This window comes from Thermomicrobiales bacterium, from assembly GCA_041390825.1.
Classification (GTDB): domain Bacteria; phylum Chloroflexota; class Chloroflexia; order Thermomicrobiales; family UBA6265; genus JAMLHN01.
Genome location: JAWKPF010000005.1, coordinates 181,384 through 205,884, shown reverse-complemented (window position 1 = coordinate 205,884; position 24,501 = coordinate 181,384). Strand labels below are relative to the sequence as shown.

23 protein-coding genes and 1 tRNA gene are annotated in these 24,501 nt (G+C 61.2%); 12 read left to right on the top strand and 12 right to left on the bottom strand.

The features are described from left to right. The first annotated feature begins 257 nt into the window (after window positions 1-257). From R2855_02175 to R2855_02140, 8 genes are all read left to right on the top strand, one after another. Window positions 258-1,316 carry an urea transporter gene (locus tag R2855_02175; GenBank protein MEZ4529812.1) on the top strand — a complete coding sequence of 353 codons (1,059 nt, stop codon included), beginning with the start codon at window positions 258-260 and terminating at the stop codon, window positions 1,314-1,316. An 83-nt stretch (window positions 1,317-1,399) separates the two neighbouring features. Then, complete coding sequence (locus tag R2855_02170; GenBank protein MEZ4529811.1) at window positions 1,400-1,702, top strand: urease subunit gamma; 303 nt, start codon at window positions 1,400-1,402, stop codon at window positions 1,700-1,702. An 18-nt stretch (window positions 1,703-1,720) separates the two neighbouring features. Then, a complete protein-coding gene (locus R2855_02165; protein ID MEZ4529810.1) occupies window positions 1,721-2,179 on the top strand; it encodes an urease subunit beta in 459 nt (152 codons plus the stop codon). Beyond that, window positions 2,179-3,897 carry an urease subunit alpha gene (gene ureC, locus R2855_02160; protein MEZ4529809.1) on the top strand — a complete coding sequence of 573 codons (1,719 nt, stop codon included), beginning with the start codon at window positions 2,179-2,181 and terminating at the stop codon, window positions 3,895-3,897. Before R2855_02165 ends, ureC begins: the two co-directional genes overlap by 1 nt. 154 nt (window positions 3,898-4,051) lie before the next feature. Next, window positions 4,052-4,711 (top strand): urease accessory UreF family protein, encoded by a 660-nt coding sequence (locus R2855_02155; GenBank protein ID MEZ4529808.1) that lies wholly within the window; start codon window positions 4,052-4,054, stop codon window positions 4,709-4,711. 26 nt (window positions 4,712-4,737) lie between these two features. Next, complete coding sequence (gene ureG, locus R2855_02150; GenBank protein MEZ4529807.1) at window positions 4,738-5,472, top strand: urease accessory protein UreG; 735 nt, start codon at window positions 4,738-4,740, stop codon at window positions 5,470-5,472. Window positions 5,473-5,501: 29 nt separating this feature from the next. Further along, on the top strand, window positions 5,502-6,455 hold the full coding sequence (locus tag R2855_02145; protein MEZ4529806.1) for an urease accessory protein UreD: 954 nt from the start codon (window positions 5,502-5,504) through the stop codon (window positions 6,453-6,455). Between the two features lie 21 nt (window positions 6,456-6,476). Beyond that, entirely contained in the window at window positions 6,477-7,502 is a 1,026-nt protein-coding gene (locus tag R2855_02140; protein ID MEZ4529805.1) for a hypothetical protein, read from the top strand. A gap of 144 nt (window positions 7,503-7,646) precedes the next feature. Here the strand turns inward: R2855_02140 and R2855_02135 are convergent. After that, window positions 7,647-7,723, bottom strand: a tRNA-Glu gene (locus tag R2855_02135). 187 nt (window positions 7,724-7,910) lie between these two features. Between R2855_02135 and R2855_02130 the strand changes: the two genes are divergently transcribed. Genes R2855_02130 through R2855_02120 form a run of 3 tightly spaced genes read left to right on the top strand, consistent with a single transcriptional unit; the run spans window position 7,911 to window position 12,142 of the window. Further along, on the top strand, window positions 7,911-9,299 hold the full coding sequence (locus R2855_02130) for an O-acetylhomoserine aminocarboxypropyltransferase/cysteine synthase family protein (GenBank protein ID MEZ4529804.1): 1,389 nt from the start codon (window positions 7,911-7,913) through the stop codon (window positions 9,297-9,299). Further along, entirely contained in the window at window positions 9,296-10,657 is a 1,362-nt protein-coding gene (locus R2855_02125; protein MEZ4529803.1) for a 3-keto-5-aminohexanoate cleavage protein, read from the top strand. Before R2855_02130 ends, R2855_02125 begins: the two co-directional genes overlap by 4 nt. A 3-nt stretch (window positions 10,658-10,660) precedes the next feature. Continuing rightward, window positions 10,661-12,142, top strand: a complete 1,482-nt coding sequence (locus tag R2855_02120; GenBank protein ID MEZ4529802.1) for a M81 family metallopeptidase — start codon at window positions 10,661-10,663, stop codon at window positions 12,140-12,142. 263 nt (window positions 12,143-12,405) lie between these two features. Here the strand turns inward: R2855_02120 and R2855_02115 are convergent, their stop codons facing one another. The 11 genes from R2855_02115 to R2855_02065 all read right to left on the bottom strand — a co-directional run bounded on the left by R2855_02115 (window position 12,406) and on the right by R2855_02065 (window position 23,956). Beyond that, window positions 12,406-13,524 carry a hypothetical protein gene (locus R2855_02115; protein MEZ4529801.1) on the bottom strand — a complete coding sequence of 373 codons (1,119 nt, stop codon included), beginning with the start codon at window positions 13,522-13,524 and terminating at the stop codon, window positions 12,406-12,408. Between the two features lie 169 nt (window positions 13,525-13,693). Then, entirely contained in the window at window positions 13,694-14,128 is a 435-nt protein-coding gene (folB, locus tag R2855_02110; protein ID MEZ4529800.1) for a dihydroneopterin aldolase, read from the bottom strand. After that, entirely contained in the window at window positions 14,121-15,320 is a 1,200-nt protein-coding gene (locus tag R2855_02105; protein MEZ4529799.1) for an amidohydrolase family protein, read from the bottom strand. Before R2855_02105 ends, folB begins: the two co-directional genes overlap by 8 nt. 5 nt (window positions 15,321-15,325) lie before the next feature. Continuing rightward, entirely contained in the window at window positions 15,326-16,681 is a 1,356-nt protein-coding gene (locus R2855_02100; protein ID MEZ4529798.1) for a glutamine synthetase family protein, read from the bottom strand. Further along, a complete protein-coding gene (locus R2855_02095) occupies window positions 16,662-17,846 on the bottom strand; it encodes a M20 family metallopeptidase (GenBank protein ID MEZ4529797.1) in 1,185 nt (394 codons plus the stop codon). The genes R2855_02100 and R2855_02095 overlap by 20 nt, the downstream gene beginning before the upstream one ends. Window positions 17,847-17,864: 18 nt before the next feature. Further along, window positions 17,865-19,196: an aspartate aminotransferase family protein gene (locus R2855_02090; protein MEZ4529796.1), complete on the bottom strand. Its 1,332-nt coding sequence runs from the start codon at window positions 19,194-19,196 to the stop codon at window positions 17,865-17,867. After that, entirely contained in the window at window positions 19,186-20,286 is a 1,101-nt protein-coding gene (locus R2855_02085; protein ID MEZ4529795.1) for a branched-chain amino acid ABC transporter permease, read from the bottom strand. Before R2855_02085 ends, R2855_02090 begins: the two co-directional genes overlap by 11 nt. Then, on the bottom strand, window positions 20,286-21,185 hold the full coding sequence (locus tag R2855_02080; protein ID MEZ4529794.1) for a branched-chain amino acid ABC transporter permease: 900 nt from the start codon (window positions 21,183-21,185) through the stop codon (window positions 20,286-20,288). Before R2855_02080 ends, R2855_02085 begins: the two co-directional genes overlap by 1 nt. Before the next feature lie 2 nt (window positions 21,186-21,187). Then, window positions 21,188-21,937: an ABC transporter ATP-binding protein gene (locus R2855_02075; GenBank protein ID MEZ4529793.1), complete on the bottom strand. Its 750-nt coding sequence runs from the start codon at window positions 21,935-21,937 to the stop codon at window positions 21,188-21,190. Next, a complete protein-coding gene (locus R2855_02070) occupies window positions 21,934-22,686 on the bottom strand; it encodes an ABC transporter ATP-binding protein (protein ID MEZ4529792.1) in 753 nt (250 codons plus the stop codon). The genes R2855_02075 and R2855_02070 overlap by 4 nt, the downstream gene beginning before the upstream one ends. A 79-nt stretch (window positions 22,687-22,765) precedes the next feature. After that, on the bottom strand, window positions 22,766-23,956 hold the full coding sequence (locus R2855_02065) for an ABC transporter substrate-binding protein (protein ID MEZ4529791.1): 1,191 nt from the start codon (window positions 23,954-23,956) through the stop codon (window positions 22,766-22,768). Between the two features lie 287 nt (window positions 23,957-24,243). Here R2855_02065 and R2855_02060 point away from each other — a divergent pair, with 287 nt between their 5' ends. Beyond that, window positions 24,244-24,486: a hypothetical protein gene (locus tag R2855_02060; GenBank protein MEZ4529790.1), complete on the top strand. Its 243-nt coding sequence runs from the start codon at window positions 24,244-24,246 to the stop codon at window positions 24,484-24,486. Window positions 24,487-24,501 lie beyond the last annotated feature (15 nt).

Here is a 24,501-nt window from a genome sequence, read left to right as displayed (position 1 = left end):
TCCCACCGTCGCCTGATCTATCTGCGCATTGCGCACGGATCGCGCAGCATACCTCACGCAACACGACGACACTATTCTCAGCTGAATTGCACCGAAGGTTGTATTTCCTTCATCACGACCGATTCCTAGAATGACTACGGGATTGTGGCACGATCTCGTATCCTGCCCCCTCCCGCCAAGCGCATTCCCTTTGACGGCAACCATCTTCCACAAGACTGTGCATCAAGATCGACTCACGACATAGGAGGCAGGCAACGTTGAGTGCATCTCGATCGCCAATGGAGCGCTGGGAATCGGTAGCTTCAGCCAACCCGATCCTCCGATTTGTCGATGCCGTCCTGCGCGGCTTCGGGCAAGTCATGTTCCAGAACAGCCCGATTACGGGACTGTTCTTCCTGGCCGGCCTCTTTGTCGGCGGTTGGGAGTTTGGTTTCTACGCGCTGTTTGCATGCGTCGTAAGCACCGGAACAGCCTATTGGCTTGGTGTGCCGCAGGATGCTATTGGCGCTGGACTTTACGGATATAACGGCGTTCTTGTCGGCGTCGCGCTCGCCTTCTATTTGGACGACAGTTGGATGCTCGTACCGTATGTCCTTCTCGGCGCATTTGCGGCGTGCATTGCTTCGGCGGCGATCGGCAACCTGCTCGGAACCTGGCAGATTCCAGCCCTGACCGGACCATTCGTGGTCACGATCTGGCTCTTCGCACTCGGAATCTATGGCTTTTCCCAGGTCGAAGCCGGCCCAAACTCTCAAGCGCCTGCGTTGCCCACCCTGATGGAAAGCGGCCGCGCATCGCTCAATTTCACCAACTTCTATGAAGGGCTCTTCAAAGGCGTCTCCGAAGTCTTCTTTCAGAACAGTATCTGGGTCGGCATCATCTTCCTCATCGGAATCTTTCTCTCGAGTCAGATCGACACGGCCATGGCCCTGCTGGGCAGCCTGATCGGGCTTTCAGCCGGATGGTTCCTTGGCGTCGATCAGAACTCCCTTGCACTTGGATTGATGGGGTACAACGGCGTATTGACCATGATCGCCTTGGCCGGGCTCTTTTATGAATTGGACGCGAGTTCGATCATCGTCGCGGCTATTGCGGTGATTGTCTCCGTCGTGGTTGCAATCGCGCTGACCGCGTTCACCGCGCCGTACGGAGCGCATATCTACACTGCCCCGTTCGTTCTCACGACATACGGATTCATTGCCGCCAAACCGTTCTTGCATCGGCTGCGAGCAGTCGCACCGGCGGACGCGTCCACGCCCGAAGGGGAAATCAATCTCTATCGCCGAGTCCATTGGTGGGCCAAAAAGAAAGGTTAGCAAACATCACGCGACATGGAGCTTCAGAATCAGGCGCGATACCACTATCGCTTTCGTAGAAAGCCACGCGAAAGGAGACGCTCGTGAATCTCGCACCTCGAGAGATCGACAAACTCATCGTCTATCAAGTCGCCGACCTCGCACGCAAACGCATGGCACGCGGGACCAAGCTGAACTACTCCGAGGCGGTTGCCCTTGTCACGGAAGCGATTCTCGAGGGCGCGCGCGACGGAAAGAGCGTGACTGACTGCATGGAGATTGGCACCAAGGTGCTCAGCCGCGATCAGGTGATGGCAGGAGTGCCTGAGCTCATTCCTCTGATCCAGGTAGAGGCCACCTTCCCGGACGGCACGAAACTGGTGTCGTGCCATACGCCAATAGCCTGACGAAAGCGAGGTAGGCAGATGGGAACCATTCCTGGACAAATTTTCTTCGCTGACGGCGATATCGAGATCAATGCTGGACGGCGAACGGTCAGGCTCACGGTAAAGAACACCGGAGACCGGGCCGCGCAAATCGGCTCGCACTTTCACTTCTTCGAAGTGAATCGCGCGCTCGAGTTCGACCGTCCGCAGGCGATGGGCATGCATCTCAATATCCCTGCCGGAACGTCGGTCCGCTTCGAACCGGGCCAGGAGCGCGTGGTCGAACTTGTCGAATACTCCGGAATGAAGCGCGCCATCGGGTTCAACGGCCTGACGATGGGCAGCACGACTGGCAAATGGGATGTCAAGCTCGCAATCGACAAGGCGAACTCGCTCGACTTCCGCTCCGCGCCAGAATCGCAGATGGAATCGGAGGCCAAAGCCGCCGCCGCCGCCGCAAAGAAGGCCGCTGGCAAGACGAAGAAAGGAAGCAACTGATGGTTTCGATTCCTCGTAGCCAGTATGCGGACATGTACGGCCCGACCACGGGCGACAAGGTTCAACTCGCAGACACCAATCTGATCATCGAAATCGAAAAGGATTTCACGGTCTACGGTGACGAAAACCAATACGGCGGCGGAAAATCCGCACGCGACGGCATGGGCCTCAAATCCGGTGCAACGCACGCGTCCGGCGCGCTCGATCTGGTGATCACCAATGCGATCATCATCGACCCAGTGCAGGGCGTCGTGAAAGCCGACATTGGCATCCGCAACGGACTCATCGCCGGTATCGGAAAATCCGGCAATCCGGACGTGATGGCGGGAGTCCATCCCGATCTCGTCACCTCCGCTAACACAGAAGTGATCTCCGCGGAAGGACAGATCGTCACCGCCGCCGGAATCGACAGCCATATCCACATGATCTCACCCCAGCAGGCGTTCTCGGCACTGTCGAACGGGATCACCACCCATATCGGCGGTGGCGTCGGCCCGACCGATGGCACGAACGGAACGACCTGCACTCCGGGTCCATGGAACATTCAGCGCATGCTGGCGGCCTACGAGGGTATACCGGTCAATGTCGGGCTCCTCGGCAAAGGCAACAGCTCGCTGCCAGAAACTCTGGTTGAACAGATCGAAGCCGGTGTCTGCGGTCTGAAGGTGCACGAGGACCATGGCACAACGGCGGCTGTGATCGACTGCGCGCTCAGCGTCGCGGAGCAATACGACGCGCAAGTGTGCATCCACACCGACTCACTAAATGAGGCCGGGTTTGTGGAAGACACGATGAGCGCCATCGACGGCCGCACCATCCACACCTATCACACAGAGGGTGCTGGCGGAGGCCACGCTCCAGACATCATCAAGATCGCCGGCCAACCCTGGGCGTTGCCATCCTCGACCAATCCAACCTTGCCCTATACGGTGAACTCCGTGGCCGAGCTGCTCGACATGGTGATGGTCTGCCACCATCTCAACCCGAAGGTCCCGGAAGATGTCTCGTTCGCTGAAAGTCGCGTGCGCGCCGAGACGATCTCGGCCGAGACCGTTTTCCACGATATGGGCATCATCTCGATGATCTCTGCCGACTCGCAAGCTATGGGCCGCTGCGGCGAGAACTTCACTCGCGCCTTCCAAATGGCCCATCTTGGCAAGGAGCGGCGCGGGCCGTTGCCGGAAGACGCGTCCGGAAACGACAACTTCCGTGTCTTGCGCTACCTCTCGAAGGTCACGATCAATCCCGCCATCACCCATGGCATCGCCCACACCGTCGGGTCGATCGAAGTCGGCAAGCTGGCCGACCTGGTCGTCTGGCCACTCTGGTCGTTTGCAGCCAAGCCGCGACTGGTCGTCAAAGGTGGACTCGTCTCATGGGCGCAGATGGGCGATCCCAATGCGTCGCTGCCGACGCCGCAGCCGATCTACTACCGCCCGATGTTCGGCGCGTTTGGCCTGGCGAATCAGCTTGGCCGCGTGAACTTCATGACTCAGGCATCGCTCGACGCCGGTGTGCCGGAACGACTGGGCCTGCAATCCCAATGTGTGGCTGTGAAGGGCTGCCGTAACGTTTCCAAGTACGATTTGCGCTACAACGACAAGACACCGGAGATCGAAGTCGATCCCGAGACGTTCAAGGTCACCGTAGACGGCGTGCATGCGCACATCGATCCTGCGGAAGCACTACCGTTGACGCAACTCTACTATCTCGTTTAGCTCGCGGGCGTCCCGAGCGTGGGCCCATTCCTTGGGCTCACGCTCGTTCGTCTTGGGACATAGATCGATGATTCCGGGGAACCAACGTTCGCCAAACGGCAGTTCGCACCGCGATGCCGGGCATCCTCCCAATCTCAGGGCGGCGCTCAGCAGCATGCAACTGGCCGACTCCTTTTTCCCGAGCGGGCTCTTCACGCTATCTCACGGGCTCGAGACATTCGCGCAGGCCGGTCTGCTGACACCGGCAACTCTGGCCAGTACGGTTGCCGAGCTGCTTCGGGCAAGTGTCGGTCCGACCGACGCCGCGGGCATGGCATTGGCGATGCGCGCGGCGCGTGATGGCCAAATGGACGAAGTTGCCAGGATCGATCATCGCTTGACCGCTATGAAGATCTGCCGGGAACCTCGCGAGACATCCACGCGCCTTGGCCGGCAGTTGCTGGGAATCTCGCGGGATGTATTCGACAGTGAACTCGCCAGAGACTACTTGGAACTCGTCAACGAGCGGCGTGCTCCCGGGAATCAGGTGATTGCGCTCGCGTTGCTGAAGACGACGCTCGGAGTTCCGATTCCGGAGGCGGTCGCTGGCGAACTCTATTCGTTCGCCGCCAGTTGCGTCAGCGCCACCGTGCGCATGTCGGTCATCGATCATCGCAATGCCCAGCGCATCCTGCTGCTCTTGCAACCTGTCATCGAGTCCGCGACGGCCGATGCGCTCGACCGATCGCTGCATGAGCTCGGTGGATCGGCGCCGTTTGTCGAGCTCATGTCGATGCGGCACGAAACGGCCGAACTACGCCTCTTCTCTTCTTGAACCCAGGAAAGGATTCTGTACACACGATGACTGACAGCACGGAACGCACCGTCTTCAAAGTTGGAGTGGGAGGGCCGGTCGGCTCGGGCAAGACCGCGCTCATCGAAGCCCTTGTTCCCATGGTGATCGAACGCGGATTCAGCCCGGTTGTCGTTACCAACGATATCTACACCCAACTCGACGCCGAGCATGTGCGCTCGGCGCTCGATGGCATCCTCTCGGCTGACCGGGTGGTGGGCGTCGAAACAGGTTCTTGCCCGCATACCGCCGTGCGCGACGATCCGACGGCAAATATTGCCGCCATGGATGAGTTGATCGAAAAGTTCCCTGACGCCGACCTCCTCTTTCTCGAAAGCGGCGGCGACAACCTCACACTCACGTTCAGCCCAACCCTTGTCGATGCGTATATCTTCGTCATCGACGTTGCGGAAGGCGACGATATCCCCCGCAAGAAAGGCCCGGGGATCACCCACTCCGATCTGCTCGTCATCAACAAGGTCGACTTGGCACCCTACGTCCGTGTGAACCTCGATGTGATGCGCTCTGGAGCGGAAGCCGCCCGCCCTGATGGTCAACCATGGGTGATGACCAACAGCCTGACTGGCGATGGTCTGGACGAGGTGCTGGCCTTCATTGTCGAGACCAGCAAGAGCGGCCGTTCTGAAGAAGTCCGCCAGTTGTTGGATGCGCTGCCACCGCATGACCACAGCCACGAGCACGACCATCATCACACGCACGAACACGCTCATTCGCACGCTTGACGCAGTCGAGTGGGGATCGAATCAGTTCCATGACGGATACAAACAATAGCCTGACCCGGGACGATCCCCGGTACTTCTTGCCAGTTCCGGTACCGCGCGAGTTCGCCCAGTACGACACGGTGGTCTACGGCGCCGGCGCGGGAGGGCATGGCAAACGCGGACTGATGGATCTCGAGTTCGAGCGCCGCGGTGAGCGCACCGTCCGGTCCCGGTATAGCTATCATCCGCCGCTCCAGATGTTTCAGCCGATCTATCTCGATCCGCATCGGCCGGATATGCCTTTCGCCATGCTCTTGCAAAACGGCGGCGGCATGTTGCAAGGCGATCGCTACCGGATCGACATCCACTGCAAGCCAGGAGCCGCGGCGCATATCACAACCCAATCGCATGGCAAGCTTTACAAGTGCGAAGAGAATTTCGTCACTCAATTCGTGGGCATCACCGCCGAGGCCGGGAGTTTCCTCGAATTCTTGCCCGACACCATGATTCCCTATCGTGACGCGCGGTTCTTTCAGCACATGGCCATACGTGTCGAGCCCTCAGCAACAGTCATCGTCGGTGACATTCTGGCGCCCGGGCGGACGGCCCATAACGATGAGCAACATCAGTACGCGCTCTTTCTTTCCCAACTGGAGGTTACCGATTTGCACGGCAAACTGCTGGTAGCCGACACGATCAAGCTGGAGCCATCCCGATGTTCGCCCAAGAGTCCGGCCGTCCTCGGCGAGATGGACGCAGTCGGTGTGCTCTACATCTTCACCCGCAAGATCCCCGGTGCCGCGCTGGTCAATGCCTTACGCAACGCACTGGACGAGCACGAGTCAACCATCAGCGGGGTGAGCACATTGCCCAACGATGCCGGCGCCTCAGTGCGCATATTGGGCGTCAGCGCATATGCCGTCGAGCGAGCCCGGACCATCGCCTGGGACGCGGCTCGGCGGATGTTGTTCGGCGTTCCTGCTCCAAACCTAAGAAAAGCCTGACCAAATCCGGAGCGCGTCTCGATGGATATCACCAGGATTGCGTTGGCAGTTGTTGGCCTGCTGATCGTCGTAGTGTCCTTCTATTGGGCTGCCCGGATCATGATGGTGAAAGGCGCCGACCCACCCTATTTCGCGCGGCTCATCGTTCGCACCTGCCGCAACGCTCTTCATTTCACTGGCAACTTGATGTCGGATCCGAACAAGCGCCACGAGCTTTGGTCGCTCTACATTCCCGTGTCGCTGCTGGCAATCCTCGCTTGGTCGATCGTTCTCGCAACGCTGGGATACACGCTGCTGCTGTACGGTGTGACGGAGAACTCGATTTCGACCGCATATGAGAACAGCGTCTCCTCTATGTCAACGCTTGGCATTGCAGGGGAACCGAAGACGCTTCTGGAAGCCACCATCGGCGGCATCGAAGCGTTTACAGGGCCCACATTCGTCGCTCTCCTGGTGGCGTACATGGTCTCGGTCTTCTCCGCCTATTCCAAGCACCGAGACCGGCTCGACAAGGGAGACGAGCTTCTGGCTGGCAACGAGAACGGCGCTGACTTGCTCGTGTCGTCGATGCGTGCCGGCGGTCTCGATTCACTCGATGCCATTTGGTCGTTGTGGATCGACGAGTTCAAGGACCTGGAACGCACCTATCACTCGGTCGACGGATACCTGCTCCTCTTTGCTCCGAACATGAGCCACCACTGGTCAGCGGATAGCCCGATGGTGCTCGATGCGGCAGCGCTTCGGAACTCGCTGGTTGCAGGAGATCCCGATGACAAGGCAGCGAGTTGCCTCGCATTGGGCTCGATCGCATTCGCTCATCTCGCCAAGCACTATCGGCATCGCGTCATTTCGCTCCGCATGCACAAGGAACGCCCGGCCATCGATCGCCTCCAGTTCGACTCCTGCGCGCAGGAACTCTCCGCGGCTGGAATTGCGGTGGCGACGGATCTGGATCAGGCCTGGGAGCAGTTCGATGCACTGCGGCAACGCTACTGGCCCCAAGTTGCCCAGCTAACGCGTCTGATCCCATCCAACATCGAGTCTTGACTCGAACGGGAAAGCCAATCGAGCACGCACGAAGAGGAGGCCGATGCTTGGCCGGCGGCGATGTCGCTTCCGTGCGGTCGTTGGCTCGGGAACGGGGCGTTGCGAACGCAAAAGCCCGGTTCCGAGCGGAACCGGGCTGACGTCTGGTAGCGCGTACGGGATTCGAACCCGTGATCTCCGCCTTGAGAGGGCGGTGTCCTGGGCCGCTAGACGAACGCGCCACGGTCCCAAAATTGAGCGGACCGAATAGTACCAATCTGGCGCCCCTCCGGTCAATGTCGAGCCCGTCCGGGCGAAGAGATTCGAGCCTGGGACCATGACGTCGTCTCTACCGCGCTTGTCGCTGTCGTGCACAATAGCAACTGCTGTACGACGCCGCGCTCTGACGGCTTTCGCAGGATGATCACCGTGGACCAGACCCATCCCTCCAGCAATGGCCGCGTATCCAATCCGGCCAATGCCGCGCACGAAGCCCGCACCGAGGACGACCACATCTTTGGGTTCGACACCCTGGCGGTGCATGCCGGCCAACGGCCCGACCCCACCACCGGCGCGCGCGCCATGCCGCTCTATCAGACGACATCGTACGTTTTCGAGGACACCGATCACGCCGCGGAGCTCTTCGCTTTACAGCGGTTTGGCAATATCTACAGCCGAATCATGAATCCGACCACAGCCGCGTTCGAAGAACGCGTCGCGGCGCTGGAAGGCGGAGTCGGCGCGCTTGCGGTCGCGTCCGGTCAGGCGGCCCAGTTCACCGCCCTGACGACCATCCTCGCGCCCGGTGACCAGGTGGTCTCATCGTCGGCGCTCTACGGCGGCACCTACACCCAGTTCGATATCACCCTGCGCCATTGGGGAATCGATGTCGTTTTTGTCGATCCGTCCGACCCGGAGAACTTCCGCAAGGCAATCACGCCAAAGACGAAGGCGCTCTATGGGGAGACCATCGGCAATCCACGCATCGACGTGTTCGATATCAGCGCGGTGGCCGAAATCGCGCATGAATTCGGGTTGCCGCTCATCATCGACAACACCTTTGCCAGTCCCGCGCTCTGCCGGCCACTCGATCATGGCGCCGATATCGTGGTCCATTCCGCCACCAAGTACATCGGTGGCCACGGAACCTCGATTGGCGGGGTCATCGTGGAGTCAGGCCGCTTCCCCTGGAGCAATGGCAACTTCCCCGGTATGACCGAACCGTCACCCGGCTACCACGGCATCATGTTCGCCGAGACGTTCGGCGAGTACGGCTACCTCATGAAAGCCCGAGTCGAGAACTTGCGCGATCTCGGACCCGCGCTCAGTCCATTCAACTCCTGGATGTTCCTGCAGGGACTGGAGACCCTCCCGTTGCGCATGGAACGCCATTCTCGCAATGCCGAAGTCGTGGCCGCCTGGCTGCAAGAGCATCCGTTGGTCAATTGGGTCAGCTACCCAGGGTTGCCAGATAGCCCGTATCGCGCGCTCGCAGAGAAGTACCTCCCAAAGGGATGTGGCGGGATGATGACCTTTGGCATCGAAGGCGGACGCGCCGCCGGAGCCCGTTTCATCGAATCGCTGACGCTCATCTCGCATCTGGCGAATGTTGGGGACGCCAAATCGCTCATCATCCACCCAGGGAGCACCACCCACCAGCAATTGACGGACGAGCAGCAGATCTCTGCCGGAGTCAGTCCTGACCTCATTCGGTTCTCGGTTGGGATCGAGGACACCGACGACATCGTCTGGGATCTCGACCGCGCGTTGCGCAGGTCGCAGGCCGCCAACCTCAACAGCGTGGGAGCCGCACGATGATCGATACCAATGCCAATCCGCACGTCGCCACCGCGGGCGCATACGAGCGGTTGCGGCTCCTGCAGAACGCCAGGACGATCGCCATGGTCGGGCTTTCCGCCGATCCCATGCGCCCGAGCCATTTCGCGGCGATCTACATGCAATCCGAGGGCTACGACATCATTCCGGTGAATCCGCGGTTTGCTGGACAAGAGATCCTGGGGCAAACCGTCTATGCCTCGTTGCTCGATATTCCCAAGGACCGCAAAGTCGATATCGTCGACGTCTTCCGGAAACCCGAAGATGTGCCTGCGGTGCTCGATGAGGCGATCCAGATCGGCGCTCCGGTCTTCTGGATGCAGCTCGGCATCGTCAACGAAGACGCTGCAGACCGGGCCAGCGGCTGGCATGGACGTCGTCATGAACCGTTGCGTCAAGATCGAGCACGCGCGTTTCTTTGGAGGGCTCAATCTGGTCGGCATGAACACCGGTGTCATCACCTCACGACGGACGATCGGCTGATGCTTCCACCGCTCGATCCTCCCGCCCTCAACCAGCCGCTCATCATCTCGGCCGCGCTCACCGGTTCCTGGCCAACCAAAGAGCAGAATCCGAACCTGCCAGTTACCGAGGAAGAGATTGCCGAAGCTGCGGTCGAGGCGGCCGCGGCCGGAGCCGCGATCGTCCACCTGCACGTCCGCAACGAGCATGGCAAAGTCACGTGCGATCCGGCGCGCTACGCGAAAGCGCGCGACCTCATTCGTGCCGCGGGCTCCGATGTCATCATCAATATGAGCACCGGTGGCGGAGCCGGCCAAACGACCGATGAGCAACGAGCCGAACCCGTCACGCTCTCCCCGGAGATTGCTTCCTTCGATTGCGGTTCGCTCAACTTTGGCGCGGGTGTTTTCGTCAACTCGCCGAGCTTTCTGGGCAAGCTTGCGGCATCGATGATCGAGTTCGGCGTGCGTCCGGAAATCGAATGCTTCGAGCCGGGTCACGTCGCGAACGGACTGCGATTCATTCAGGACAGCGCCATCGAGCCGCCCTATTGGTTTCAGATGGTGCTCGGAGTGCGCGGTGGTTCACCGGGAACCATCCAGCAACTCGTCAACATGGTGCAGATGCTCCCACCGGGAGCGATCTGGTCCGCGTGCGGCATTGGCCGGTCGCAATTGCCGCTGGGAATCGCCGCCATGTCCATGGGCGGCCATGTGCGCACCGGCTTGGAGGACAATCTCTGGTACCACAAGGGCGAGCTGGCGCAGAGCAACGCGCAACTCGTCGCCCGGCTCGTCCGCATCGCGGGAGAACTGGGACGCCCGGTCGCCACACCCAGCGAAGCGCGCGCCATCCTGGGTATTCCGCAACTGGGTTGACCGATGCGCATCGTGGCCGCGCAACTCTCGCATGAGACGAATGCCTTCAGCGCGGTGCGCACCGACATGGCCGCGTTCGAGGCATCCAGCATTCTGCGTGGAGACCAGATTCTCGCCGAAGAACGCGCCACCAATTCGTTTTTCGGCGGAGCCTTGGCCGGGGCAGAAGGAGCGGATGTCGAACTCGTCCCGATCCTCTCCGTCTGGGCCACCCCTTCGGGCATGGTCGATGGCGAAGCGCTTGCCACACTCGTCGCGGAACTGACGCAGGGCATCCAGGCTGCCGAACCAATCGACGGTGTTCTGCTCGGCCTGCATGGGGCGATGGTGTCCGATCTGGACCGCGACGCCGATGCGCTGATCCTCGAAGCAGTGCGCGAGGTGATTGGCAACGATCGCCCGCTGGTCGCCACGCTCGACCTGCACGCCAACATTTCCCCCCGCATGGTAGACGCCGCCACGCTGCTGATCGGTTACGACACCTACCCGCACGTCGACATGGCCGCCCGTGCGGAGGAGGCATGCGCGCGCATCGTCCAGCTGGTCCGGGGAGAGATTCTTCCGGCCGCGGCGCTCGTCAAGCCACCCATGCTCCCAACCTCCCAGCGCATGACGACCGACCGCTCCCCCATGGGCGACCTGATTGCCCTGGCGCACGAATGGGAAGCCAAACCAGGCATGATCGCGGTCACGGTCGCCGGCGGGTTCCCCCCAGCCGATGTCGAGGAAGCCGGCCTGAGCGTGCTCGCCTATGCGGACGACGATCCCCAACTTGCCATCGATGCCGCCGAAGAGATCGCCGATCTCGCATGGACGATCAAGGACCAATTCCTCGGCGGCGTGGCGAGCTTCGCCGAAGCCAGCGAAGCCATTCAGGCCATGGAGCCGGGCACGATGCCGCTGGTGCTCGTCGATATCGGCGACAACCCGTGGACCGGCGGACCAGGCGATAGCGTCGAACTGCTGCGCTTCCTGCTGGACCAGCATGTGAGCAACGCGGCGCTTGCCCTGATACGGGATCCTGAGTCGGTTCAGGCATGCATCGCGGCTGGCGTTGGCAACACGGTCCGCCTCACGCTGGGCGCGAAAACCGACCGGCTGCACGGTACGCCCATCGAGGTCGACGCCTCTGTGCGATTGCTATCGGACGGCCACTATGTCAACGACGGTCCGATGATGGCGGGAGTCTCGGTAGATCTTGGTCCGACCGCCGTTGTAGTCGGTGGCGGAGTCGAAGTGCTGGTCACCAGCCGCGCAGAAACCCCGATCGACCTGAATGTCTTCCGCGCGCATGGGATCGATCCAACCACCCGCTCGCTGATCGCGCTCAAAGGCAAGGGTCACTTCCGCGCCGCCTTCGAGCCAATCGCGTCAGAGGTCGTTCTCGTCGAAGGCCCCGGCATCACCGGGGCCGATCTCTCCCGGCTCCCATTCGAGCATGTCGCAAGACCGATTTGGCCAATCGATATCGACGTGGATTGGTAGATCGGGCGCTCCACCCGCTGGAACGAAATGAGTAGCGCAGCGCGCGAGTTCCACAAGCCACAAGGCAAGCAAAACTCAGGCTTCGCAACGATCAAAGCACAAACGAAAAATGCGCCCCCAACGGCTTGCGCAAAGCCAAGCTCGAGGAGGACCGAATCGATCTCTCGATCCTCCCCAACCCGGATTGCTCAGGATGGATTGGTTTCTGCCGTGGGAGACCAGTCACGCTCCCCTGAAGAATCTGATCCAACGAGCATTGCGGCCTATGTTGTCGGTCGAAGCACCAGGATACTGGGCGGTGTGAGAGGATCAAGATCAAGGCCCGTCCATCCGACCAGCGCTCCGTCAGCCGTCATTCCCGTCAGTGAGTCGATCTCCAATTCACCCAGCCCGGCGGTTGCCGGTTCGATGAGATAGGGCACACCGTCAATCCACTGCGCAGGACCGGCGAGTTCGCGTGGCTCGTCGCCAGCGTAGATGCTGCCGATCATGTTGCCAGCAGTCAGCGCCGAGTTAACAGCCGCCATCGTGGTCCCACCATTGTTGGCAATCGGAGTCGGGACACCACCCTCGTATAGCCAACTACCACTTGGGTGAGCATCCCCTGACGACCAACTTGACCTAAGCACAAAGGAACCGTCCGGGAAGACTCCGGGGAAGGAGATGAAGGCGATCGTGTCGATCTCGGGGGCTACCAGCTCCGCTGGCAGCTGAATCTCGTCGAGCGTCCCGTCTCTCCTCCAAATACTCGGACTCCCAATGATTCCCTCTGAACCACGCGCAACCACATACCCATCGCCAGCGTCGGATAGGTCGACCACCTCCGCACTGGTTGCGCCTTCGGGCAGCGGCAACCGCTCCACACTGCCATCAGCCCATCTGCATGGTGAAGAGTTCATCGAACCAGCCACGGTGCCCTGTTCGTTGACGACGTTCACTCTCACGCCCAGCCCGTCCTCATCTACGAGTCTGGACAGCACGCCATTGGTCCACAGGACGCCGATGCCTGGCGCGTCGGCGCCAGTTGTTTCGTAGACAGTTCCGGCAACGTATCCATTCGTTGCCGCGTAAACGCTTCCTGCCTTGGCGACGAGAACACCTGTCGTGTCCAGGAGTGTGCGTTCACCCGCCAGATCCCAAGTGACCGGTACTGCCACTCCTCCGACGACATCACGGCCAGCGATCACACCGTCGCGAGAAACGCCCGAGAAGAAGCCATCGCTAGTCAAGCTGTACTTAGTCCCCGTGAACTCCGTGAACTGATAGATCACTTCTCCCACGTAAGACGGACCCTGGGCACCAACTCGATGAACAGCGGGCAGCGAGGGCAACATCATTCCTGCGCCAACGGCAGCGCCCTTCAGGAGCGTACGACGATTCATTGCAAGTTCCTCCATGTTTCAGGAACGCAAGCACTGCAGTTCCTGACGCGGTGTCACGTTCGACACCAACCAGCATGGAGTGCAGGCTTCTCAATAGCTGTTTCGTGAGACACCAGAGAACTGTGTTGTTCGACACAGGGGAAATGACTGAGCGGGAGTGGCTGCCGGGTTACGTCTGGGTTCGTGTGCCGAGGAAGGGCGGCTTCGGGGGTGAAACCGGCTGTGTCGCGTCGACATGAGCGCGTACGCGGCGAACGCGCGCGCCGACGGCATCGAGATGCGCGCCGCGAATCGTGGCTGACGGTTTTCGCACGGTGACCTCGGCCGCCGTCACCCGGGAAAAGCTCTCGAGAATCGATCGCGCGGTTCGGTCTGCGACGGCTTCCACGAGCATCATCGGCTCGCCTTCGACGATCGCACGCACGACGGAGTAGATACTGTTGTAGTTGACCGTCTCATCGAGTTCGTCGAGCTGCCCCGCGGCGCGGAGATCGAGCTCCACCACCACGTCGACGAGAAAACGCTGGCCGAGCGTGCGTTCCTCCGGATGGAGCCCGTGATAGCCGAAGAAGCGCAGCCCCTCCAGCAGGATCGCATCAGACAAGCTTGTAAAGCTCCCGGGCGTTGTCGGCAAGAATGGCCGCCGCTGCGCGCTGCGCGTCCGGTTCGGCAATCATCCCCTTGGCCACCAGGCTGTTCAGTGTTTCCTGGAGTGCTTGCTTGCCGAGCTTTGCGCTGGTGTACATGATCTCCGGCACCTGATACCCGTCAGAGCCATAGCAAATCTTGTTCAGCGGCGCCATCGCCATGACGCCCTCGTAGATTTCCCAGGCGCCCGAGGATGCGAAGGGAATCCCCTCCGAGACATCGAGATAGACCCGGGGAAGCACATTCGCCATGTACGCGGCTTCGCGATGATACGGATAGCCTGTGTGCACGAGCAACACCCGGCAGCCGCGATAGATGGGGAAGCGCAGGAGCTCCATCAGATAAGCCGGACGGCACATGACGAGGTTGACTTCGACATCGCCCATACCGGTGTGAATCTGCATTGGAACGTCGTACTCCATGCAGAGCTCGATTGCCCGGCAGAGCAGATGATCGCGCAGCTTCTTCATGCTGCCACCACCGAGTCCGCGCTTGATGGCGTCGAGCGCCTGGTACCCCTGATCGGGTGTGCGCGAAAGCGGCGAGACATCGAGCCCCGTACGATAGGCGATGATCGATTTCACGCCCTTGTACCGACCGGAGCTCAGCCCTTCAGAGAGCGCGGTGTCATATGCGTCCTTGAACTCGGACCAGCTCAGATCCTGCTTCAGTAGGTCGGCGATCAACGGCTCGATGCGGTAGATCGGAACCACCTCGATCGGCAGCTCGGCGCTGACCTCGTCGATATCGAGCATCGGCAGCGGCACCCCGAAATCGAACACCACCGTCTCCAACCCAGCATCGGCCCACAGCCGCTGCGTATAGGCGCGATAGTCCACGGCTACCTGTGCATTGCGCTCATTCAGGACCGATTCGACATCAGGGGACGTGCCCAGGAACCTGGCCAGATCATTGATCATGCGGGTGAAGTAAAGCGTCGACCGTTTGGTTCGCTGGAACTCGTCCGACATTTCGGACGTCCATGCGAATCCGCCTTGCTCCATGTAGAGCTGCGATCCACCGGAGGACCCGCCGAAACCGGTCCCGAACGAGGTGAGATCGGCAAACTGATCGGCCGAAACCGCGCCTTTGTTCAGGAACGGATGCGCATGAACATCGAGAACCGGCAAACCACTGACATCGACCATGACGACTAGATGACCTCCAGATATGTTGCCCGTTCCCACGGATGTACATGCAGCTCATACGCGGCCAGCTCCGACCGCTTCACGCCAAGGAAGTGCGGCAAGAGCTCTTCGCCGACGGCCCCGGCCACGACCTCGTCGTTTTCCAGCGCATCGAGCGCTTCTGGCAACGTGCGTGGCAAGAATGTCAGGCCGGCGTCCAGCATTTCCTCCACCGACATGACGCCGACATCACCCTGAAATGGAGGCCCGGGGTCGGTCTGCTTGCGAATCCCGTCCAACCCGGCCGCGAGCAGTCCTGCGAGGAAGAGCGCCGGGTTGCAGGAATTGTCGCCCGAGCGGTACTCGATATGCCGCCGGTCACCCACTCCCGGAATGCGCGCCACCCCCGAGCGATTGCCATAGCCCCAGTAGACATTCGCGGGGGCCCAGGAGCCGGGAAGGAGACGTTTGTAGCTATTGACGGTCGGTGAGCCGAGACCGGTAAGCGCGGGAGCATGCGCCAGCAGGCCGCCGAGGAACCACCGTCCGGTCTCCGAAAGACCTTCGTTGTCGGTTGCCCCGAGCGTCAGATCGGTCTCACCATCCTTGTCCCAGATACTGAGATGAACGTGCAGACTGTTGCCGGCCCATTCTGAGTAGACCTTGGGCATGAAGGTGGCGACCCATCCGTTGGCGCGCGCGAGATCGCGCACCGTCATCTTGAGCGCCCAATACCGGTCGATGGCTTCCATCGGCGTGCCATGCTTGACCGACATCTCGTACTGCCCCGGACCGTACTCCTTGCCCAGCTGCCCCACCGGCACGTTCATGGCTTCCAGCTCAGCCACCACATCTGAGCAGAACTGCTGTGCTTCCTGCAATCCGGCGACCGTAAACATGCGCGTGCTGTTGATCGGTGACCATGCGCCGTTTTCGTCGGGTTTGAGGAGATAGAACTCGGGTTCCAGCGCGGCCATGGCGGAAAAGCCTTCATTGGCCAATTCTTCGACCGCCTTCTGCAATCGCGTGCGCGGGCAACCGTCCCACACCGACCCATCGGTGGCGCGCATCCAGCCATTGGCAATCGCCGTCTTCGGAAAGCGTGGCAAAACGGAATAGCTGCCGGGATCGGGGACGACCAGGATATCGCCGGAATCGCCAAGCCAGGTCGCGGTCGGCGCGAAATGATCGAGGATGTCCATCTCCAGGTTCGCTTTGGCGAACACCAGACCGTCGTGCACGGCGCTGCGGAAACCGCTCGGCGGAATCGTCTTGGCCGCGCCCACGCCGCTGTAGTCGTGATACGTGACCCAGAAGTTCTCGATCTCGTCGTCCCGCAGGCGGGTCAACAACTCGTCAGCGTCAACCGGTGCGCTCGGCATAGTCGAATTCCTCTCCTTCTCCAATGCGTTGCAGCAGTTTCGCGAGCAGCGCAGTGCGGGGAACGATGCTGCTCACCAGTATGTACTCATCCGGGCTGTGGTCGAGTCCGCCGACGGGACCGAGCCCATCCAGTCCGGGCGTGCCGGCATGGCAGGCGAAGCTCACATCGGAACCTCCGCCCGTGGCGGCTCCACTCAATGAGAATCCGAGGTCGTTGGCAATCCCGATGGCGGCGGTTTCCAAGCGGCTCGTGCCCTGCGTGTACTCCATGGCGGGACAACCCGAGTTTTCGTCGATGGACACCTTCACGCTGGTGCCCGGCACGTACGCCTGACTTGCCACCCGGCTGATGGCTTCGATGGCCGCATCCAGCTCGGCGTTCGACCAGGCGCGCACATCGAACTCGACCTTCGCGTAGTCGGCCACCACGTTCGGACGACTTCCACCGCAGATCGCGCCCGGATTGACCGTCACACCCGGCGCCATCGCGTTGAGCGAAACGGCATTCACGATGATGTGCGCAAGCGCCAACGTGGCGCTCGCGCCTTTGTCGGGCTCGACCCCGGCATGCGCCGACTTGCCGAACACCTCGACGTTGACCCATTTTCCAGCCTTGCGCGAGGTGACGATATCGCCATTCTCACGAGCGGCTTCGAGGGTGAGCACCGCGTCCATCTGCGGCCCGAGGCTTTCCAAAAGCGGATTGGAATGCCGGTCGTCGATCTCTTCCGCCGAGACGATGAAGAAACTCAACTCTCCGAGCCCATTCCAGCCGGCATGATCGAGCGCGCGGATGGCATAGAGTCCAGTGAGCAGTCCCGCTTTCATGTCACACGTGCCAGGCCCGAGCAACTTGTCGCCTTCGATGCGTACCGGACGTTCCGCGGCGGTTCCCAGGGGAAAGACGGTATCGGCATGACCGAGCAGCATCACTTTGCGCGTGCCAGTACCGTTGCGCACCGCCAGGATGTCATCTCCGGCGGTTGCCTCGGCCAGGCGCTGTACCTCGAACCCGAGATCGGTCAGCTGCGCCTGAAACCAGTCTTGCACCTGGTCGATGCCGGCTTTGTCGTAGCTGCCCGAATCGATTCCCGAGAGGTATCGCAGATCGTCGATGAACTGCCCGGCTTGTGACTCGAGCCAACTGACGATCGGTTCGCTCATGCTTGCGTTCCTTGCTCGCTACCAGCCTGCGTAGGCGGCAACCGCTTCATCCGAGACCGCGCCGTCCAGCACATCGGCAATCGCGCGGTCGAGGATCTCGACCCCCTGCTCGATCGCCTCTTGCTCGATGACCAATGGCGGAGTGATCTCCAGCACGTTGCCCCAATTGCCAGCGTAGTACACGATCATACCGAGTTCCCAGGCGCGATAGACGATCTTTGCGGGCAGGGAGGTGTTCGGTTCCTTGCCGGCGCGGTCTTCGACCAGCTCGACACCGCAGATCATCCCTTTGCCGCGCACATCGCCGACGATGTCGTACTCCATCAGCCGGTTCGTCAGGAGCTGTTTCATCAGTTCCCCGTTTACCGCAGATGCGCGCACCAGATCGAGCCGCTGGATCTCGTCCAGCACAGCCAAACCAGCCGCGCAACTGGCGCCGTTGCCGGCCAGAGTGAACAACGCGCTTCCCGGTTCGAAATCGAGCACTTCGCGCCGGCCGACGATGGCGCTCAACGGCAACCCGCCGCCAAGCGACTTGCCGAGCAATACGAAATCCGGTTCGATGCCGCCGTGCTCGAAGGCGAACCATTCGCCGGTCCGCCCGAGACCGACCTTGATTTCGTCGACCACCAGGTAAATGCCGTGCCGGTCACACAGGGCGCGCAGCTTCGGCATGAAATCGTCTGGCGGCACGATATCCCCGCCATCGCTCTGCACGGCCTCGACAAAGATGGCTGCAACCTGATCTGCGGGGCAAATTGTTTTGAAGAGATAGTGTTCCAGATAGCCGAGACACCGATCGGTCAGATCGGCGCCGTCGCCCCCAAACGGATCGCGGTACGGATTGGGATAGGGAATCTTGGTGACATGCGCGCCGCCAAGCGTCGCACCGAGCGCCGGATGCGCGCTCAACGCCATGGTGGCGTCGTGCGTTCCATGCCAACCGCCGATGAATGAGACGATACGTGGTTTTCCGGTCGCGCGCAGAATCATGCGCTGCGTCGCTTCGGCTGCATCCGAGCCAGCCAATCCGAACCACGCTTTCTTCTCGATCTGGCCCGGCGCCAGATCGATCAGCCGCTCCGCCAGCTCGACCGCCGGCTGGTTGATGCTGGAAAGCAACCCGGACATGGTCGCTCGATCCATTTGGGCGGCGACCGCGTCCTTCACGCGTTGGTTCGAATATCCCAGCCCCGCGGCCGCCCAACCCGCTCCGAAGTCGATGAATCGCCGGTCTGACTCGTCGTAGAGGTATGCGCCTTCACCACGGGCCGCAACGAATGGCGTGTAGCGAATCTTGATGGCGTCCGCCACCGAGCGAGCATCGCGTTCGACCAGGCTACGGCTCATCGATGTTCTCCGCCAGGTCTGTCATTCCGGGCTGTGGCTTTCCTCTCGGCCAGCGCAGCTCTCGTCCGCTCAGCAACCCGGACGGCCGCAGGATCAGCACCGCGATCATCACGACGGCTAGCACGATTTCCGTGAAACCGATCAGTTGAAACGGCAGCAGATTGCCGATCGTCGTTCCATCGGTGCGCTGGGTGTTCAACCAGTTCTCGGTTTGGCGGAGCATCTCGGAAGACAGCGCAACGGTGATCGCACCGATCACCGCGCCACTGACGCTCGCTGCCCCACCGATCACCAGCATGGCCACGATCAGGAATGTCTCGTGCAGGTAGAAGTTGTTCGGCGTGAACTGGACGATGAAGTACGCCCAGAGCGCGCCTCCGATTGCCGACATGCCGCAGCTCAGGGTCCAGGCAATCCAGCGCATCAGCTTCACATTGATGCCAATGCTCGCGGCGGCGTCCTCGTCTTCGCGGCTGGCGCGCAGCTTGAGCCCGATCGAAGACTCCTTGAAGACGAATGCAACCAGAATCGCGAGACAGGCCCAGGCAACGGTGACCCAAAGCGTGGTCTGTTTTGGCACCCCGATCACGACGCGCGATCCGCGCGTCATCTCTTCCCATTGCAGCGCGATGCGATTGATGACGATCAGGAACGCAAAAGTCGCGATCGTAAACGACGCCCCACGCAATCGGACAAACGCGACGCCGATCAAACCGCCCACCACCGCGGTCAACAGGGCCGCGATGAGCAGGGCTACCTCGAACGGGTAGTGCTGGCCATGGATCCACCAGTTTTCCGGCATGTCCGGCAAGGTCATGTTCTTCTGTTGCTGGGTCAACCCGAACCAGAGCGAGGCGTACGCGCCGATCGAGGCGAACGCATACTGGCCAAACGAGCCGAGCCCAGAGTTGCCCATGAACACTTGCAGCGCCACGGTCAACAGCACACTGATGAACATGACCGTGACGACCCGCAGGAAGACCGCGTCATCCCGCACGACGGCGAAAAGCGCAATCAGCACGCAGAGCCCGATCAGGATGACTGGCGTGGACCACTTGGAGACGAGCGCGCGCGTCGAGGCGTTGCCCATCAGCGGGTCTCCCGTGAGAAGGCCGGCTTGATCAAACCTTCTGGCCGCACCAGCAACATCAGGATGACGATGCCGAACATGATCGCGTCACGATAGGCATTGACATCCTGTGGCAGCCAGGTTTGCAGCCCGATCGTCAGGAAGCCAAGGATGTATCCACCCAGAACCGCCCCCTTGATCGACGACAACCCGCCCACTACCGAGGCAATGAACGCGATGAGCACCGGCTGGAACCCGACCGTGGGCAATACCTGGCCGATACGTCCAATCCAGAAGAGCGCAACGATACCGGCCAGCAACCCGCTGATCGCGAACGCCGTCGCAATGACCTTGTTCGCGTTGACACCCACCAGCCGTGTCATCGTGAAGTCATCGGCGGCCGCGCGGAGCGACAAGCCGACGATCGATTTTCTCAAGAAGACTTGCAACGCGATCAGCGCAACGATGCTCACGATCAGCGCGATGATATCGACCACCTTGACACGAATTCCTGCGATCTGCGCGCTCTCGACAAAGATCGACGGCAATCGTGGCGCGCGTGGTCTCGGTGAGATGACGAGTAATGCAATCGCTTGCAACAACGTACTGACCGCGAACGACGTTATCAGCATCGTGGTCGGGCTCGCGTTCCTGACCGGCCGAAAGGCGATCTGATCCATTCCGAGCGCCACCACGATCGCGCAGATCACGCTCAGGACCGCCACGATCAGCCACGGCAACCAGCTTCGCCCGAAGATCAACAGCCCGTAGCCCGCCACCATGATGAGTTCGCCATAGGCGAAGTTCACCAACTGGGAGATCCCGTAGACGATCACCAAACCGAGCGCCATGAGCGCGTAGAGCCCTCCCACCGAAAGAGAGCTGACGAGGTATTGCACGAAATCGCTGAGGGAATCCATGGTCAACTCGCTGTCGGCGCGGCAGCCGGTGTGCCCACCTGACCGCCGCCCAGATAGGTTCGCTCGATATCCGCCTCGGCCCGAATCTGATCCGGCGTACCGGTGAATTCGACGCGCCCGAGATTCAGGAGATATGCCCGATCGGCGATGTTCAGTGTCATGCGGACGTTCTGCTCGACGATCAGAATGGTCATCCCCATGTCCCTCAACTCAGCCGTGAGCTTGAAGATTTCCGACACCAGCAACGGAGCCAGGCCGAGCGACGGTTCGTCCATCAACAGCAACCGCGGCCGTGACATGAGCGCGCGCGCCACAGCCAGCATCTGTTGTTGGCCACCCGAGAGGTTCCCGGCAGGACGATCGAACCGCTCGCCCAGAATCGGGAAGAAGTTGCACCAGCGCTCGATGTCCTGGGCAACCTGCGCCTTGTCGGACATCGTGGCCGCTCCCATTCGCAGGTTTTCGCCAACGGTGAGGGACGGGAAAATGCGCCGGCCCTCCATCACGGGAGCGATTCCCATTCGCAGCACTTGCTCGGGTGGCAACCCGGTGATGTTCCGGCCATCGAAGACCACCGCGCCGGAGCGGGGTTTGACCGCCCCCATGATGCTCATCATGGTGGTCGACTTCCCTGCGCCGTTCGCGCCGATCAAACCAACGATCTCGCCCTGCTCGACCTGGAGGTCGAGATCGCGCACCGCATGGTTCGCACCGTAAAAGACATTCACCTGGGAGAGATAGAGCAGCGTCACGCGGCTTCCTCTGCGCCCAGATAGGCTTCGATTACGGCCGGCTCGTTGCGAATCTGTTCGGGGGTGCCGTCGCCAATCGTCTTTCCATAGTTCAGGACGTGAATTCGGTCGCACAGATTCATGATCAACCGCATGTCATGATCGACGATCGCGATTCCGCAGCCAATCGCCTCGCGAAGCCGCAAGAGCGTGGGGAGAAGGGTCTCGATCTCCGCGTCATTGAGTCCCGCCCCAGGCTCGTCGAGGAGCAGGAATTTTGGCTGGGTCGCGATCGCCCGCGCGATCTCGACCAAACGTTCCTCTCCTTGCGGCAGGACCCTGGCGGGAAGGTCCGCCAAATGCAGAATGCCGAGTTGGCGCATCGCGCGGGTCGCGCGGTCGGCGGCCACGCCGCCTCGGGCTCCGCCCGAAGCCACCACCGCTACCTCGACGTTCTCACGAACGGTGAAATCCTTGAACAGTCGTACGATCTGGAAGGTACGCGCCAGGCCGGCGCGCGCGATCTTGTGCGGCGGCCACCCGGTCATGTCGAGCGTTCCGAGATGCACCGAACCGCTGGTGATATGCAGCAATCCAGTGATGACATTGATCGTGGTGGTCTTGCCCGATCCGTTTGGACCGATCAGCCCCATGATCTCCCCTGGCTGCACGGTGAAGCTGACGCCATCGACCGCGCGCAGCCCGGCGAAATCCTTCGTCAGATCGCGAACGATCAGTGCTCCAGAATCACCGCCCACCGAATCAGTCATGCTGTTCCTGCCTCGAGCGACACAATGTCACGAACACACAACGGGACGCCGGGCCAGCCCGGCGTCCCGAAACTGATTGCTAGAGGTCTGGCGTCCAGGACGGCGCCAGTGTCTGCACAAAGGTCGGCTTCCCGTCGACGACCTCGACGATGAATGCTTCCTTCTGCGGAATATGGCCCGACTCCGCGTCCGACCAGGTGAGCTTGCCGCTCAGCAGATCGAATTCGTGATTCACCATTGCCTGCGCCAGCGCTTCACCGTCGGTTGTGCCTGCGCGCTCGATCGAATCGGCGATGATCTGGATCGTGTCATAGCCCATCGCGTTGAACGAGACTTCCGGCGGGTTGCCGTACTTGGCGGTGAAATCGGCGATGAACTGCTCCATCGCTGGGCCGGCCTCCGGGCCGATGAACGAGTGGGTCGAGATATAGATGTCATGACCGAGCTCGCTGCCGAGCGCGGTATAGAAATCGGCCGTATCCATCGAGTCGCCACCCATCAGCGGCGCCTCGATCCCAGCGGAGCGCAGATCGCGGATGATAGCCGAGTAGTCCGGCATGAGCGCGGAAACGAAGATGACATCGGGCGGCGTTTCGAGCTCCATGATGCGCTGCGCTTGCGCCGACGCCTGCATATCGTTCGTCTGGTAGGTATCCTCGCTGACGACTTCGCCTCCGAGGTGCTCCCATGTGTCCGCGAAGTACTCGCCCAACGACTTGGTGTACTCATTCCCCTGGTCGGCGATGATCGCTGCCGTCTGCCAACCCTTCACCGTGTGCCCGAACTCCGCCGCGGCCGCAGCCATGGTTTGGTTCCACATCGAAACAGTGAACTGCTTGTCTCCCAGCGTGGCCGAGCCATACAACGGCGACGACGCGCAGAACGACACGCCCACCAGGCCAGCTTCCTGCGCGGCCTGCCCTGCTGGCGCGCCATTGTCGAAGTCGCATGGGGTCACCAGGACCTCTGCGCCCCCCTCGATCACTTCGATCGCGGCATTGCCGACCGTGGCCGGGTCGGTCTTGCCATCGACCACCTTGATTTCGAGTGGACGACCGAGCACACCACCGGCTGCGTTGATCTGTTCGACCGCCAGCTGCGCGCCGTCCAACGGCGGCTGGTCATACGCTGCCATCCAGCCGGTCAAGTTGATCGGAGCGCCAATGATGATCGGATCGTCGTCCTGGGCAACGACATGGCCGCTGGCCACTATCGGAGCCAACATGAGCGCGAACGCCGCGAAAAGCATCGAGAGCCGGTTACGCCGCATAGAGCCTCCTTGCATTGGACAGCACCCCGTGACTGGTTCGGTTGCGCCCCTGTTCTACGCGAAGCGGGGGTTTGTGTCAATGTCAACTCGTTTCACGAACCTTGTTTGCGCTTTCCACCGTATGCAGGGCCCTTCCACCTGAAAATTAACCCGCGGTTAACACGAATGAGGTAGCTGCGCGAGAAATGTCTGATGCAGAATTGATGTATTCGCTACGCCGGCGTAGGTGGATAGCGGCCAGAAGCGCTCCGATGCGCATTGCTCGCACGCAGTCAGGAGTACCTTCGATGTCGGAACAGCCGGTAGCAGCCAACAGCAAGAACGCGCAAGCGATCCGGGCCCGCGTGCTGGCGGAATGCCGCCGAACCTATGGCGCAGTGGCCGACGATCTCACCATCCAATCATGGGTGAGTTTGGTGCTCGGACGACTCCTCACAGAGCAGACGCGTGTGACACAATTCGTGCATGTCCTGGCAATGCGTGACATCCGCGAAATCGCCAATCGGCACGTCTCGTCGGAAGCCGCCTGACCATTCAGCGGCGGT